Source organism: Priestia sp. P5 (genome assembly GCF_029522155.1).
Lineage (GTDB): Bacteria > Bacillota > Bacilli > Bacillales > Bacillaceae_H > Priestia > Priestia megaterium_E.
Genome location: NZ_JAKWFJ010000003.1, coordinates 29,182 through 43,235, shown reverse-complemented (window position 1 = coordinate 43,235; position 14,054 = coordinate 29,182). Strand labels below are relative to the sequence as shown.

At 38.1% G+C, this 14,054-nt stretch carries 17 protein-coding genes; 10 read left to right on the top strand and 7 right to left on the bottom strand.

Going from position 1 to position 14,054, the window contains the following annotated elements:
• Positions 1 to 33: 33 nt before the first annotated feature.
• Complete coding sequence (locus tag MMB69_RS21770; RefSeq protein ID WP_013059625.1) at positions 34 to 264, bottom strand: NifU family protein; 231 nt, start codon at positions 262 to 264, stop codon at positions 34 to 36.
• A 193-nt stretch (positions 265 to 457) separates the two neighbouring features.
• Here MMB69_RS21770 and MMB69_RS21765 point away from each other — a divergent pair, with 193 nt between their 5' ends.
• Positions 458 to 784, top strand: a complete 327-nt coding sequence (locus tag MMB69_RS21765; RefSeq protein WP_098600767.1) for a YuzD family protein — start codon at positions 458 to 460, stop codon at positions 782 to 784.
• A gap of 43 nt (positions 785 to 827) precedes the next feature.
• Here the strand turns inward: MMB69_RS21765 and MMB69_RS21760 are convergent, their stop codons facing one another.
• Positions 828 to 1,892 (bottom strand): NAD(P)/FAD-dependent oxidoreductase, encoded by a 1,065-nt coding sequence (locus MMB69_RS21760; protein WP_013085326.1) that lies wholly within the window; start codon positions 1,890 to 1,892, stop codon positions 828 to 830.
• Between the two features lie 381 nt (positions 1,893 to 2,273).
• Here MMB69_RS21760 and MMB69_RS21755 point away from each other — a divergent pair, with 381 nt between their 5' ends.
• The 4 genes from MMB69_RS21755 to MMB69_RS21740 all read left to right on the top strand — a co-directional run bounded on the left by MMB69_RS21755 (position 2,274) and on the right by MMB69_RS21740 (position 4,778).
• The gene (locus tag MMB69_RS21755; RefSeq protein WP_013059622.1) at positions 2,274 to 2,513 is read left to right on the top strand and encodes a YuzB family protein; all 240 of its coding nucleotides are present in this window, start codon (positions 2,274 to 2,276) and stop codon (positions 2,511 to 2,513) included.
• 301 nt (positions 2,514 to 2,814) lie between these two features.
• Positions 2,815 to 3,669, top strand: a complete 855-nt coding sequence (gene dapF, locus MMB69_RS21750) for a diaminopimelate epimerase (protein WP_277448438.1) — start codon at positions 2,815 to 2,817, stop codon at positions 3,667 to 3,669.
• 75 nt (positions 3,670 to 3,744) lie between these two features.
• On the top strand, positions 3,745 to 4,110 hold the full coding sequence (locus tag MMB69_RS21745) for a HesB/IscA family protein (RefSeq protein ID WP_013059620.1): 366 nt from the start codon (positions 3,745 to 3,747) through the stop codon (positions 4,108 to 4,110).
• A 149-nt stretch (positions 4,111 to 4,259) separates the two neighbouring features.
• Positions 4,260 to 4,778 (top strand): hypothetical protein, encoded by a 519-nt coding sequence (locus MMB69_RS21740; RefSeq protein WP_013059619.1) that lies wholly within the window; start codon positions 4,260 to 4,262, stop codon positions 4,776 to 4,778.
• A 27-nt stretch (positions 4,779 to 4,805) separates the two neighbouring features.
• Here the strand turns inward: MMB69_RS21740 and MMB69_RS21735 are convergent, their stop codons facing one another.
• Entirely contained in the window at positions 4,806 to 5,798 is a 993-nt protein-coding gene (locus MMB69_RS21735) for an NAD(P)/FAD-dependent oxidoreductase (RefSeq protein ID WP_277448437.1), read from the bottom strand.
• Between the two features lie 493 nt (positions 5,799 to 6,291).
• Here MMB69_RS21735 and MMB69_RS21730 point away from each other — a divergent pair, with 493 nt between their 5' ends.
• The 3 genes from MMB69_RS21730 (at position 6,292) to MMB69_RS21720 (ending at position 8,681) form a co-directional block, all read left to right on the top strand.
• On the top strand, positions 6,292 to 7,506 hold the full coding sequence (locus tag MMB69_RS21730) for an NAD(P)/FAD-dependent oxidoreductase (RefSeq protein WP_221785792.1): 1,215 nt from the start codon (positions 6,292 to 6,294) through the stop codon (positions 7,504 to 7,506).
• A 122-nt stretch (positions 7,507 to 7,628) separates the two neighbouring features.
• Positions 7,629 to 7,952: a YuiB family protein gene (locus MMB69_RS21725; RefSeq protein WP_013059616.1), complete on the top strand. Its 324-nt coding sequence runs from the start codon at positions 7,629 to 7,631 to the stop codon at positions 7,950 to 7,952.
• Positions 7,953 to 8,033: 81 nt separating this feature from the next.
• Complete coding sequence (locus MMB69_RS21720) at positions 8,034 to 8,681, top strand: 3D domain-containing protein (RefSeq protein ID WP_277448436.1); 648 nt, start codon at positions 8,034 to 8,036, stop codon at positions 8,679 to 8,681.
• Positions 8,682 to 8,723: 42 nt separating this feature from the next.
• Here MMB69_RS21720 and MMB69_RS21715 read toward each other — a convergent pair whose 3' ends face one another.
• Entirely contained in the window at positions 8,724 to 9,200 is a 477-nt protein-coding gene (locus tag MMB69_RS21715) for a divergent PAP2 family protein (RefSeq protein WP_013085319.1), read from the bottom strand.
• A 246-nt stretch (positions 9,201 to 9,446) separates the two neighbouring features.
• Between MMB69_RS21715 and MMB69_RS21710 the strand changes: the two genes are divergently transcribed.
• A complete protein-coding gene (locus MMB69_RS21710; protein ID WP_264408646.1) occupies positions 9,447 to 10,940 on the top strand; it encodes a leucyl aminopeptidase in 1,494 nt (497 codons plus the stop codon).
• Between the two features lie 266 nt (positions 10,941 to 11,206).
• Positions 11,207 to 12,526, top strand: coding sequence for a Na+/H+ antiporter family protein (locus tag MMB69_RS21705; RefSeq protein ID WP_221785789.1), 1,320 nt, complete (start codon positions 11,207 to 11,209; stop codon positions 12,524 to 12,526).
• 52 nt (positions 12,527 to 12,578) lie between these two features.
• On the opposite strand, the gene MMB69_RS21700 is transcribed toward MMB69_RS21705, so the two are convergent.
• The 3 genes from MMB69_RS21700 to MMB69_RS21690 all read right to left on the bottom strand — a co-directional run bounded on the left by MMB69_RS21700 (position 12,579) and on the right by MMB69_RS21690 (position 13,968).
• Positions 12,579 to 12,770, bottom strand: coding sequence for a hypothetical protein (locus MMB69_RS21700; protein ID WP_277448435.1), 192 nt, complete (start codon positions 12,768 to 12,770; stop codon positions 12,579 to 12,581).
• 116 nt (positions 12,771 to 12,886) lie between these two features.
• Positions 12,887 to 13,423, bottom strand: coding sequence for an HD domain-containing protein (locus MMB69_RS21695; protein WP_153253900.1), 537 nt, complete (start codon positions 13,421 to 13,423; stop codon positions 12,887 to 12,889).
• Between the two features lie 176 nt (positions 13,424 to 13,599).
• Positions 13,600 to 13,968: a YuzC family spore coat inner layer protein gene (locus MMB69_RS21690; RefSeq protein WP_221785788.1), complete on the bottom strand. Its 369-nt coding sequence runs from the start codon at positions 13,966 to 13,968 to the stop codon at positions 13,600 to 13,602.
• Positions 13,969 to 14,054: the final 86 nt, after the last annotated feature.

Sequence of the window (14,054 nt, the reverse complement as noted above, 5' to 3'; positions counted from 1 at the left end):
TGGGAGGTTGCTTTTATAATAAAATCAAAGAGATTAGAATACTTGTTCTACTTCAACTACACCAGGTACTTCTTCTAAAAGGGCACGTTCGATACCAGCTTTTAGCGTAATTGTTGAACTTGGGCAGCTTCCGCAAGCGCCTAAAAGACGTAATTTTACAATACCATCCTCTACGTCTACTAGCTCACAGTCTCCACCGTCGCGAAGTAAAAACGGACGAAGTTTTTCTAATACTTCTTGAACTTGCTCGTGCATTTCTGACATAACTATCGACTCCTTTCTTCTACTCTTATTATAAACGGTCTTTCATGAAAAATCTATCGGAGTATACATCGTAATGTTACCTTAAAAGAAAAAGATGTGCAATGAATCAGTTTTGTGTAAAATAGTATTCATAATGAAGTAAAAGTGTGAATAATCGTACAGTTTATATGTAAAGATTCAAGGGGGATGTGCTATGCAATCAACTGAGGTAGAAGTGTGTATTTATGGAGCTGAAATTGTTTGTGCAAGCTGCGTTAACCTGCCGTCTTCAAAAGACACCTATGATTGGCTAGAGGCAGCTATTTCTCGTAAATATCCGAATCAGCCGTTTGCTATCACGTATGTAGATATAAACGAGCCGCCTGCCGATCCGAAGAAAGCAGCTTTTGCCAAGCGTGTGATTGAAGAAGATTTATTCTATCCTGTAGTGGTCATTAACGGAGAAATTGTTGGGGAAGGCAACCCGAAATTAAAGCGCGTATTTGAGGAAATGGAGAAGTATGGTTTCTGCGCATCATAATGAAAAAAGCCGTTAGATTGTCAGTCATCTAACGGCTTTTATTTTATCCACTATGGTGTTTATACATCCAAAGAATACCTGATTTTAATAATCGAGCTACCCGTCCTGTAATTGGACGTTCGGCAACTAAGCCAAATCCATGCTTCTTGCCTAATGAACCAAGTATGCCTTTTAATTTAATAGTTGGTAATTCATCCGGAAGCGCTTCGCCTTTCCAGCGATGGAGAAGTACTTGCACGATTTGTTCAGCCTGACCTTCTGCCAGCTGAGCGCTTGGTGCATGCGGTAGACTTGCGCAGTCACCTAAAATGTAGACATTTTCGTCGTCAGGCAAGTTATGGTATTTCGTCAATACCACGCGTCCTTGAGGGTCTTTTTCTACGTCTAAATCGCGTACCACTTTATTTGGCTGGATACCTGCTGTCCACACGATTGCATCGCTTTGAATGGGCTCATCATGATTATAAAGAATGTTCGGTTCTACTTTTGTAATATTAGCACTATTTACGATTTCAACACCGTTTGAAGTAAACCAAGTTTGAACGTAATTACTTAAACGTTCTGGGAAAGCAGACAAAATTAATTTACCGCGGTCAAATAAGATGATTTTTAAATCCGGGCGGCTTTCTCTTAGCTCGCTCGCTAGTTCTACTCCGCTTAATCCCGCTCCTACAATTGAAACAGTAGCGTGGGCTGGCAAGTTGTTTAATGTCTGATAAGTTGCTCGTGAAGCATCAATGGATTGAATGCTGTATGTATGCTCAAGAGCTCCAGGAACTCCATGATATTTATCTTCGCATCCAAGTCCTACAATCAGGTCATCGTAAGCGATCATTTGATCATCTACATAGACGCATTTTTCTTTCAGGTCTATGCGTTTTACACAGCCATAGCGAATTTTTAAGCGAGGGTGTTCAGGAAAAGCAACACGAACATGCTGATCAGAGATTGTTCCAGCTGCAAGAGCATAGAATTCAGTTTTTAGTGAGTGATAAGGTGCTTTGTCAATAAGCGTTACTTCTACATCGTTAGGCAATTGATTCGGAAAAAGGCGCTGCAGAACGCGCATACCACCGTATCCGCCGCCCAGTATGACAAGGTTCTTCATGTGAATTTCCCCTTTAGCTTCATGCATTTTTGTTTTCTCTCTATTATTCTTGCTTTTAAGAATAGGAGAGTACAAATTACCGTTAATAAGGATGGTTGCCAAAAAGATATGAAAGGCTATATAAGATAACATATTTTACTTAAATAATAATTTAATATAACCTCGTTTGGTTTTCTATACATAAAAGTATAACTAAATTAATAAAAAACCACAATATGTTTCAACATAATTTCAAGCTATCCCTGTAATAAAGCTTTCTTTATACGTTTTGTTGAAAAGTCTGTGAAGTTAAGAAGCGTGCGCAAAATGAACGTGAATTTCCAAAGTTGACGTTGAAAATGAAAGGAGATAGGATAAACTAATAGTAGAGAGGTGAAAAACGTGATACAGCCAATTATTGAATTTTGCGTTAGCAATTTAGCCAGTGGTTCTCAAACAGCTTTAGAAAAGCTTGAAAAAGATCCAAATCTAGATATTATTGAATACGGATGTTTAGGTTATTGCGGGAAATGTTCACAATCTTTATTTGCCTTGGTAAACGGAGAGATTGTTACAGCGGAAACACCTGAACAGTTAGTAGATAATATTTACATTCATTTAGAAGAAAACCCAATGTTTTAAACTATCCCCGCTGTCGTATCTCTTTTTATCAGAAGAGGGACATGAGGCTAATAGAATAGATGATGTAAGCACGGCTGTCTTGCCGTGCTTTTTTATGCGTTTTTGCGCAAATATCTGCGCTTTAACCATCCTCTTTACAATCATAATGCTTCTTTTGTTTTTTAATACTCCAAAGGAGGACAAAATAAAAAACCCCTTAATCTTTATGATTAAGGAGCTAAAAAAACGGGGGATGATATTATTGTGTACAAAAGAGAATCACTTTATACTAGAGCTACATAAAAAAATAATGGGTGATAATATGAAAAAATTTCAGTTTACAAAAATGCATGCACTTGGCAACAACTATATCTACGTAAATATGTTTGAAGAACATATAGAAGAGCAAGAGTTAGCACCGCTTGCTGTAAAAGTCTCAAATGTTTATACGGGAATTGGATCGGATGGAATGATTCTTATTTGTCCATCTGAACGTGCAGATGTAAAAATGCGCGTATTTAATAATGACGGCTCGGAAGCAAAAAACTGCGGAAACGGTTTAAGATGTGTAGCTAAATATGCATATGAACATAATTTAGTAACAAGCGAAAGATTTTTTATCGAAACGCTTTCTGGAGTTGTAGAAGCAACGGTGCATCCGCAAGGCAATGAAGTTCCAGAAGTAACAATCGATATGGGAGCGCCTATTTTAGCTAGAGAACAAATTCCAATGACGGGAGCAAGCCAAGACCAGGTCGTTAATGAAGAGATGGAATTTGGAAAAGAACGGTTAAAAGGGACGGCTGTATCAATGGGAAATCCTCACGTCGTCTTTTACGTAAATGATATTGAACAAGCGCCTCTTACTACATTAGGACCCGTGGTTGAAAAAGATTCGCGTTTTCCAGAAGGAGTGAACGTTGAATTTGTCGAGGTAGTGAACGAAAGAGAGCTGAACTTTCGTGTATGGGAAAGAGGTTCGGGTATCACTCAAGCATGTGGGACAGGAGCATGCGCTGCTGTTGTTTCGTCTGTGTTAAATGAGAAGACGAAAAAAGATGCTCATACTGTCGTACACCTCGCTGGAGGAGATTTAACGATTGTTTGGCAAAATAAAGGCAATGTATTAATGACAGGTCCAGCCAATGTGATTTGTGACGGCACGTATTATTATTAAAAAATGAAGAAGCAGACGATTTGTCGTCACAGCCATTTCGTCGTATACTAAACAAAAAAGGAGGTCTGTTTAAAAATGAGTCAAGATATCCTAACAATTACAGAAGCTGCAAGCTTTCAAATAAAAGATATGATGAAAGAACATGAAGAAGAAAATGCTTATTTACGTGTTAATGTAAATGGAGGAGGCTGTTCAGGTCTTTCTTACGGTATGGGTTTTGCTCACGAAGTAAATGAAAACGATACGCTGTTTGAACAACATGGCATTAAGATTCTTGTAGATAGCGAAAGTGCTCCAATTTTAAAAGATGTAAAAATTGATTACAAGCAATCTATGCTAGGCGGAGGGTTTACAATTGATAACCCAAACGCCATTGCAGCATGCGGCTGCGGCTCTTCTTTCCGTACAGCAAGCAACGCAGGTGCTCCTGAAGAGTGCTAAATATATTTTTATAAAGAAGCTTTCTTCACCTCATCTGGTGAAGAAAGCTTTTTTAGTGAGAAATTTTTGTATGTTACATCATCTGCCAAACATGTTGACTGAATAATCAGTCTTTTTTATACTCAATAAAAAAGAGGAGATGAACGGATTTGATAGATGCGACTCGTTACGACGCGGAACAAGTAGGAGGTTACGGAAGTTTTCGCAAAAAAAACACCCTGCCTATTCTATGGAAGGGGTTTATAAACTGGTTAAAACTTGAAAGTAGGAAAATGGAGTCTAAGGATGCAAAAAGTATTCACTTCAGTGAATCGCATTTATTTGTTCAACATTTGCCTTTTTCCTCAGGTGAAGCCTGTTATCAAAACTCGTCCTCTGCGCCTCTTAACCATTCTGAACCTTACATTCGCTATTATGAAAATGCTAACGCCTCTCTGGCTGAAAGCTACGGAGCAGTTGAAGGAGAGCATATTCTGCTGATTGAACGTATTGCCGGTCAATCAGAGGTAGTAAAATATTTAAGCAAGCTCGAAGGTTTGAAGGCCTACAGGATGAGCGTAACTAGTCAAGAAGGAAACCATTCCTTTTATGAAATCTGTTTAATAAGCAGTGATGCGGAAATGATGAGTGAAATCATTCATCGAATGGTTACACCAATCCAGCAATGAAAAAAAGCAGGCGAGAGCCTGCTTTTTTTATGAGAACATTGACGTACTGTGCATAGGCTGTAAGCGAGCCTTTGGATCAATGTATGCTTTAGCGTTATTAACAGCAGTCGGACCTTCGCCAAATCCTGCCACGATGAGTTTTACTTTTCCATCATATGTGCAGACATCACCTGCTGCATAGATGCCAGGAATGTTTGTTTCTTGCTTTGAGTTAACAACAATTGCATTTTTCTCTAAATCTAAGTCCCATTCTTTAATTGGACCTAGAGAAGAAACAAATCCAAAGTTTACAATAACATCATCTACGTCTACTACTGTCTTTTCTTCACCTTTTGTGTTTTCTAACACAACTTGTGTAATACGGTCATCTCCAATAAATTCAACCGGTACATAAGGCGTTTTAATATCAACTGATGAATTATGCAAGTTTTCTACGCTGTGTTCATGAGCGCGGAACTTGTCTCGGCGATGCGTTAACGTTACTTTTTCTGCGATCGGCTCTAACATAAGAGACCAGTCTACAGCAGAATCCCCGCCCCCGCATACTAGTACTTTGCGGCCTTTGAATTTATTCATATCATCCACAAAATAATGAAGGTTCGTTTGATCGAACTGTTCTGCGTTTTCTAGCTCGATTTTACGGGGCTTAAATGCACCGTTTCCAGCCGTAATAATAATTGTTTTTGAATAGTGGACTTCAGAATTAGTAGTTAATCGAAATACACCGTCCGCTTGTTTTTCTACCTTTTCTACGGCTTGCTCTAGCGCAACTGCAGGTTTAAATTGATCCATCTGCTCTTTTAGGTTATTGACTAATTCTTGAGCCCGTACTTTTGGAAAACCAGCTACGTCATAAATATATTTTTCAGGATATAAAGCAGAAAGCTGTCCACCAAGCTGTGGTAAGCTTTCAATAATTTTTACGCTCGCTTGACGCATACCGCCATAAAATGCTGTAAATAAGCCTGTAGGGCCGCCTCCGATGATGGTAATATCATATACTTGTTTATCTTCTTTCATTTATAATCACCTCTAGATTGTTCTGTGCCAATGCATATTCTACTTTATGATAGCATAGTAAATTATAAAATATCATTAAAACACGCTGGAATGTTTGAGAAACTTTCTCAACTTAAAGAACAGTATTTGTAATCATTAACATAACCACACGTTTTGGTCAAATATAAAACTGGGTATACAGGAAAGTAATTGAAAATTTAAAAGCTTGTAAATACAAAGTGAAGGGTTGAAAAACCGATTAAAAAAGCATAAGATGTTTGTGTAAATCAAGCTAGGACTTATGCTTACATTTTTTTAAAAAAGAAAAAATGTATTTTTTTAAAAAAGAACGTGAAGTGATTCACATTATTTTTCTTATATGAATAATAAATGGATAGCGATGATCGTTCTTGCTCAAACTAACATAAAAAAGCAAACCAAATAAAATTGCTCTTATCATTATATTTGTAAGACATACTTGTGACTATAACTAAAAAAGGTGGATGACATTCCTATGAAAAAGCCTAAAATCGTCATTTTGGGTGCCGGATATGGCGGCATTATGACAATTGTTAATTTACAAAAGAAACTGGGTGCTAGTGATGCGGAAATCGTTTTGGTAAATAAAAACGATTACCATTACGAAACGACATGGCTTCATGAAGTATCAGCAGGTACAATTCATCAAGATCGCTCTCGTGTTCCTGTTAAAAATTTAATTAACACAAATAAGGTTACATTTATCAAAGACACGGTCGTAGATATTAAGTTAGATGAAAAGCGTGTTCTTCTTGAGAACAGTGAGCTAACGTACGATTATTTAGTTGTTGCTTTAGGGTATGAAGCAGAAACTTTCGGAATTAAAGGTTTAAAAGAACATGCATTTACCATTACGAGCATTAATGCAGCACGTCAAATTCGTGAGCATATTGATTATGTGTTTGCCACGTACAACAATGAAGTGGAAAAAAGAGACGAACTTCTGACAATTATTGTTGGAGGCGCTGGCTTTACCGGCATTGAATTTGTGGGAGAATTAGCAAATCGAGTCCCTCAGCTTTGCAAAGAGTTTGATATCCCGCGTGAAAAAGTACGCGTTATTTGTGTAGAAGCAGCGCCTACGGCTTTGCCAGGTTTTGATCCGGAACTTGTAGAATATGCGGTAACACAACTAGAACGAAAAGGAATCGAGTTCAAGATCGGAACAGCGATTAAAGAGTGTACAGAAGAAGGGATTATTGTATCAAAAGATGACCAAGTAGAAGAAATCAAATCAGCAACAGTTGTATGGGCTGCGGGTGTTCGAGGCAGTCAAGTGATTGAAAAAGCTGGATTTGAGAACATGCGCGGACGCGTAAAAGTAAGCAATAGCTTGCTGGCACCAGGGCATGAAGATGTGTTTGTTATTGGAGATTGTTCACTAATGATTAACCCTGAAACAGAACGTCCTTATCCGCCAACAGCTCAAATTGCTATGCAGCAAGGCGGTACCTGCGCTGAAAATATTAGCCGTTTGATGAAAGGTCAAAAAGAATTAAGCGAGTTCAAACCAGATATTAAAGGAACGGTATGTTCGTTAGGGCATGATGACGCAATTGGCGTCGTATATGGTCGAAAACTATTTGGTTCAAGCGCATCTTTTATGAAAAAAGTTGTTGATAATCGCTCGCTTTTCCTTCAAGGCGGAGCAGGTCTTGTATTGAAAAAAGGAAAATTTAATTTCTTTTAAAACAAAAAGCAAAAGGTCTTTAAGCCTTTTGCTTTTTTGGTATTAACTTACTTTTCTGTGATTGACGCCTTCATTACTCTTAAGTAAACTGAGAGTATAAAGAGTAACGGAGGCGAAAAGCAATGGAAATGAGTGTGCCTGTACTAATTATCTCCATCTTGTTGTTTTTTGTTTTGTTTTTTGGAATCGGTTTCTTATTGAATATGCTGCTTCGCATGTCTTGGATTATGGCTATTATTTATCCCGTGATTTTTATTTTTATTATTGATGATGTAAGAGCGGTTGATTACATTCAACATCCCGCTCACTCCTTTCAGCAGCTAGGGACAAAAGTACTATCTTTAGCCACAGCTGACATTGCGATTTTAATGGCTGGTTTTATAGGTGCACTAGCTTCAGGCATTACTATTAAATCTTTACGAACAAGAGGGTACCAAATGTTTTAAATGTAAATTCTTCTCGCAAACGAATAATTTGTTTTTATGTTGGAAACAAATAGATTCGTGAGAGGAGTTGTGGAAATCACAATGATTGGAAAAATAGCAAAGCGATTCATTATGTGCCTACTACTGGTCGGAGCGCTGTTTACAACATATGAAGCAATTACTGGCTTCCCAATAACCACAGTCATCAAATATATGCCTTTTATAAACCGTACAGGGCATCCTCTAATGAATGAAAGGCTCTTGCCATCATTTCTAAAACCACTAAGAGCTGAAGCGGCTAGCAATGACAAAGAGCGTCTTACAATTGAAGAAGCATTTGATTGGTCGCGTTATCCAACTAAGAATGTATTGGCTACGGGTTACACAGCTGGTTACGAATCAACTGGGAAAAATCCCAATCATCCAGGTTATGGTATTACATATTCGGGCGTTAAAGTAAAACGTGACTTGTATTCAACCATCGCTGCTGATTTAACCATATTTCCAATCGGCACGATCTTGTTTATTCCGGGCTATGGCTATGGAGTGGTAGCAGATAAAGGTGGGGCTATTAAAGGCAATCATCTTGATTTATATTTTGAGACTGTTTCCGATGTGTACAACATATGGGGTAAAAAAGAATTAAACGTCTATGTAGTAAAATCAGGGGACGGCCGCTTAACTGAAGAAGAGTTAACGATGCTGAATGAAAAGAAGTCGATGCAAGTTTTTCGCCAGCAGGTAAAATAAACGAGAAACACATGAAGAACTCTTCATGTGTTTTCTTATGTTTTATGGCCATACATAATACGTTACAAAAGCAACTGCTATCCCTGTTAAGGCTCCAAAGAAAACTTCAATAGGCTTATGTCCAAGCAGCTCTTTTAGCTTCACTTGTTTTTCGTCTTCTTCATTGGTCGTCCACAGCTTTGCTTCTTTTACCGCGCGCTGAAAGTCTTCAACCAAACGATTTAAAACCGTTGCTTGCTCTCCTGCGTGTCTTCTTACTCCTTTAGCATCGAACATGACAATAATGGCAAAAATAGCGGAGAGAGCAAAAATAGGGGATTTAAGACCTTCTGCTAGCCCAATGGCAGTTGCTAAGGAAGTTACTGCTGCGGAGTGAGAGCTTGGCATACCTCCCGTACTAAAAAATAAGCTGCCGTCTATTTTCTTAGTAGCTACAAAAGAAAGGGGAATCTTAATAAATTGAGCAAAGAAAATAGCGATTAATGAACTCCAAAGCGGAAAATTTGAGAATAACTCCATTGAGACGTCCTCCCTCAACTTAAAATGTCTGAAAAGCTAAACCTGTATGATGAAAAAAAGCGGTAGATGAAAGTATATGTGTGAAACTAAGGTTTTTGAACTGTGATTAAAAATTGTATTTCTGCTATCATATGTATATAGATGAAAACAGTGGTGAATATGATATATATTCCACTTGCTGAATAGATTAAACAAAGCAGATGATAAATAAAAATAAAATCTCTATACGTAAAAGGGAGGAATTTTATGTTTTCGCATGTAGAAACATTTGGTGTTGATCATCAAACAGAAGCGCTCGTAATCGGGTTATTTAACCAAAACCAACAGTTTGAAGGCCTTCTAAAAGAAATTGATGAAGCTTTAGGTGGACAGCTCATTCATTTGATTAAAGAAGGGGATATACGTGTACAAGAAAAACGTATTTCAACGATTCATACACTAGGAAAATTAGGAGCAAAACGTCTTTATTTTGTAGGACTCGGACGAAAGCAAGCGCTAACTAAAAATGGGCTCAAAGAGAGCTTTGGGCTGTTATTTAAAAAGTTAAAAGAAGCGAAGATTTCAAACGCATCGGTTGCCCTTTCTACGTTTGATACAGGAGCGTGGTCAGAGCAAGAAACTGCAGCTTTATTAGGAGAAGCTCAACAGCTTGCTATGTACGAGTTTGAAAACTACAAAAAGAAATCAAACGAACCTGACAAGCAGCTTGAGAAAATTGAACTGTTTTCTTTTTATAAAGACGTTGTACAATCTGCTTTGGTTGGATATACGTATGGAAAAGCAACAAACTCAGCGCGCACCCTTGTTAACTTACCAAGCAATATGCTAACGGCTACAGATTTAGCTAATTATGCAGTAGAAATGGCACATACATATGGTTTTGAATATGAAATTTTAGAAAAAGAAGAGATGGAAACATTGGGAATGGGCGCACTGTTAGCGGTTAATCAAGGTTCCGCAGAGCCTCCTAAAATGATTGTCCTGAAATATCAAGGAAAAGAAAAATGGGAAGACGTTATTGGGTTGGTAGGAAAAGGGATTACCTTTGACACAGGTGGTTACTCTATTAAATCTAAAGACGGGATTGTAGGTATGAAAACAGATATGGGCGGAGCTGCATCTGTTCTTGGTGCAATGGAAGCGATTGGAGAATTAAAGCCTCATCAAAACGTAGTAGCTGTCATTCCATCAACTGACAACGTTATTAGCGCGCGTGCTTTTAAGCCAGATGACGTAATTACAGCAATGAATGGAAAGACAATAGAAGTACTGAATACAGATGCTGAAGGGCGTTTAGCGTTAGCTGATGGTATCTCCTATGCCAAACACCACGGAGCAAATTATTTAGTAGACGTGGCGACATTAACGGGTGGTGTAATTGTAGCTCTTGGTACACATACAACTGGGGCAATGACGAATGATTCTGCTTTATTGGAGCAAATAGCGAAAGCGAGCATTGAGACAGGCGAACCGATTTGGGAGCTGCCTATTACAGAACGAGACAAAAAGCGTGTTCGGGGAAGTAAGGTAGCAGATTTAAATAACTCTCCTGGACGGGAGGGGCATGCAATTATGGCAGGAACCTTTATTGGTGAGTTTGCAGAGCAAACGCCATGGGTTCACTTGGATATTGCTGGAACTGCAACATCCGCTGCTTCTCATGAGTTAGGACCTTCAGGTGCAACAGGCGTGATGGTGCGAACATTAGCTGCAATGGTTTGTTCATTTGAAACCAATTAATGAAAAATATAGAAGTGATAGAAAGAAATGTAAAAAGAAGCATCGATGATGCTTCTTTTTTAATATGTTTACATAATGTTTTTTCTTTTTTAGTAAGAAAAGATTATTTAGAAAAATCTTTATATTGTTAAGGCTGGAGAGAAGTTAAACAAACGTTTATTTAGTAAGATGATTGACTTTTTTTCTATACCTAATATAATGAACATGTTGTTTATCTCTCTAATGTTTTAATGAGATAAAGTAAAAGAAAAAATGGAGGTTTCAAAATGAATGCAGTATTAATAGCTGTGCTCGTGATGCTGATTTTGAGCTTATTGCGTATCAACGTTGTCTTTTCTTTAGCAGTCGGAGCGCTAATTGGAGGACTTGTTGGCGGTATCAGCCTCACAGATACAGTAAGTATATACACAGATGGTCTTGGAAACAGTGCCTCTGTTGCATTAAGCTATGCTTTGCTTGGAGGATTTGCAATGGCTGTTTCTCGAACGGGACTGCCTGATGCCGTTGTTCAGCTAGCGTTAAAAATAGTAGGGAAAGAAGGAGAAACGAAAAAGAAGTCACTTTCAAAAGTACTGATCTTATTGATCATCCTTATTATTTCATGTTTTTCTCAAAACGTTATTCCGGTTCACATTGCATTTATTCCGCTTTTAATTCCACCCCTATTAAAAGTATTTAATCAGTTGAAAATCGATCGCCGATTAGTCGCAACCGTTATTACATTTGGGTTGATTACACCTTATATGTATTTTCCTGCAGGATTCGGTAAGATTTATCACGACATTTTATTTACTAACATCAAAGAAAGTGGACTAACAATTGATAAAGGAGATATTACCACGGCGATGGCTCTTCCAGCTTTAGGAATGGTAGTGGGGTTATTATTTGCTGTGTTTATTTCGTACCGCAAGCCGCGCAGTTATGAAGACATTGACATTGATCAAGGCGCAGAGGAGCGTACAGGTTACACAACAAGAGGAATTATAGTAGCTTTACTTGCGATTGTAGCGGCTTTAACTGTGCAGCTCTTAGTAGATTCTATGATTTTCGGAGCGCTTGCAGGGATTGTTGTCGTTTACTTCAGCGGGGCTTTGAAGTGGAACGAAGCAGATCCAGTATTAACGAACGGAATGAGAATGATGGCTTTCATCGGATTTGTTATGCTGTCTGCCTCTGGTTTTGCAAAAGTTCTTCAAGAAACTGGAGATGTAGAAGCGCTTGTAAAAGGCTCTGTTGCTCTTATTGGCGGCAACCAAATGCTAGGTGCATTTCTTATGCTTGTCATCGGGCTTTTAGTGACAATGGGCATTGGTTCTTCTTTCTCTACCATTCCAATTATCGCGACGATTTTTGTTCCTCTTTGCTTAGAACTTGGTATGAGTCCAATGGCAACGATTTGTATTGTTGGTACAGCGGGAGCGCTTGGAGACGCTGGTTCACCAGCTTCAGACAGTACGCTTGGACCCACATCTGGATTAGCAGTCGATCGTCAACACGATCATATTTGGGATACATGTGTACCAACTTTTCTTCACTATAACATTCCACTTATTATTTTTGGGTGGATTGCCTCGGTTATCTTGTAAATAGAGGACCTATAATGACAAAAAGCAGCCGGTCAAAACCGGCTGCTTTTTGTCATGCTTGAGAAAGAGTAGAAGCAGTGCTGTCACAAGCTCCTAATGCTTGCTCTACAGCCTGAAGAGATTGTTCAATGAGTTCACGATTTGAATCTTTCTCTACTGTTTGAAGAGCTTGTTCAAGGCTTGCTTTTGCCTGATTTAATGATGTACAAGAATCTTGCACGTAACCTCTAGCGTTTTTAGACATTCTTCTGCCTCCTAACTAACCAAAAATGAGAATCAATAAGTAGTATGAGTAATTTGCAGGGAATTATGAGGAGAAATAATAAAAAGGATTAACTCTTATGAAAGGAGTTAATCCTGTCAGCCTAACTGTTTAAATTGGTTGGAATGTAGAAGTTCAAGCACTTTCTTATCAAGCTCCTTAATTTTCTTTACAGCCAGACTATATTCCATTTCACGGTAATGGTGTTTGCCGCCTGGCTCTTCGTCAGCTTCATCAGCTAGTTTGACTACTTTTTGAAGAGGGCGTTGTTGAATTGTTCCTTCAGGTAAATATGAGTCTGTGTGTAGTAAAATAGCTAAGGCAATTTCTTTTGCCGCCTGAGGTTCCTCACCTAAACGAATGAGTAATTTATGTGCACGTTCAGCCCCTTTAATAGCGTGAATATCATTTTGACGATACTTCTCATAATCCCACTGACCATTTGTGTACCATTCATAGTGACCAATATCATGGAGCAGCGCTGCTTTTGTAGCTAAATCGGGGTTTACATTATGCTGTACAGATAGACGAAACGCATGATAGGCGACGGATACAGCATGCGCAACGCCAGAGCGAGTTAAATATTTTTGAGCGATAGGATGCGTGAAAATTTCTACTAGTGTAACATGTCTCATCATGTCATCCCTCCTAAAGAAAAAATATATTTCCAAATACAATATCATATTTATATCCTAAATACAATTATCGTGTAATTTGTTTTTACATCCAAAAAAGGCATATATTATAATATTCGAAACAAAACAACATGTACATCTTTTTTTGAATAAAATAAGACTTTTTTCCTTGTACTTTACCATCTGATATTTAACGATACGTGACAGCAGTCAAATTGGTTATCGGGGTGAATAAACGTAATTTTAATATAGTCTGGGGTATAAAAAACATCGATTTTTGTCTTAACACCAGTGGAAAGAATGAGTCTTTTTACTTCACTCATTTTAGATTCTTGAGCAGCAGCTTTTATTTTTTTTATTAAATTTGGTGAAGTATTAGCTCTTTGAATAAAGATAGTAGCGCTTTGCATGGTAGAGGGAATAACTTTAAGAGATTGCTGAAATGTCGCGATGTCCGCCTCAGGTAAGTTAGGTACCCTGTATGTATAAGGGTGAGGCATGTAGTACGATGGCCAATAGTAAGACGAGGAAGCAAATGATTTCATATAAGAATCCTCCTAGAAAACGGATTTTTATTATGTATATGTAGAGGGTTCGTATATGTTGTAGCAAAACCGTTATTGTATACTAG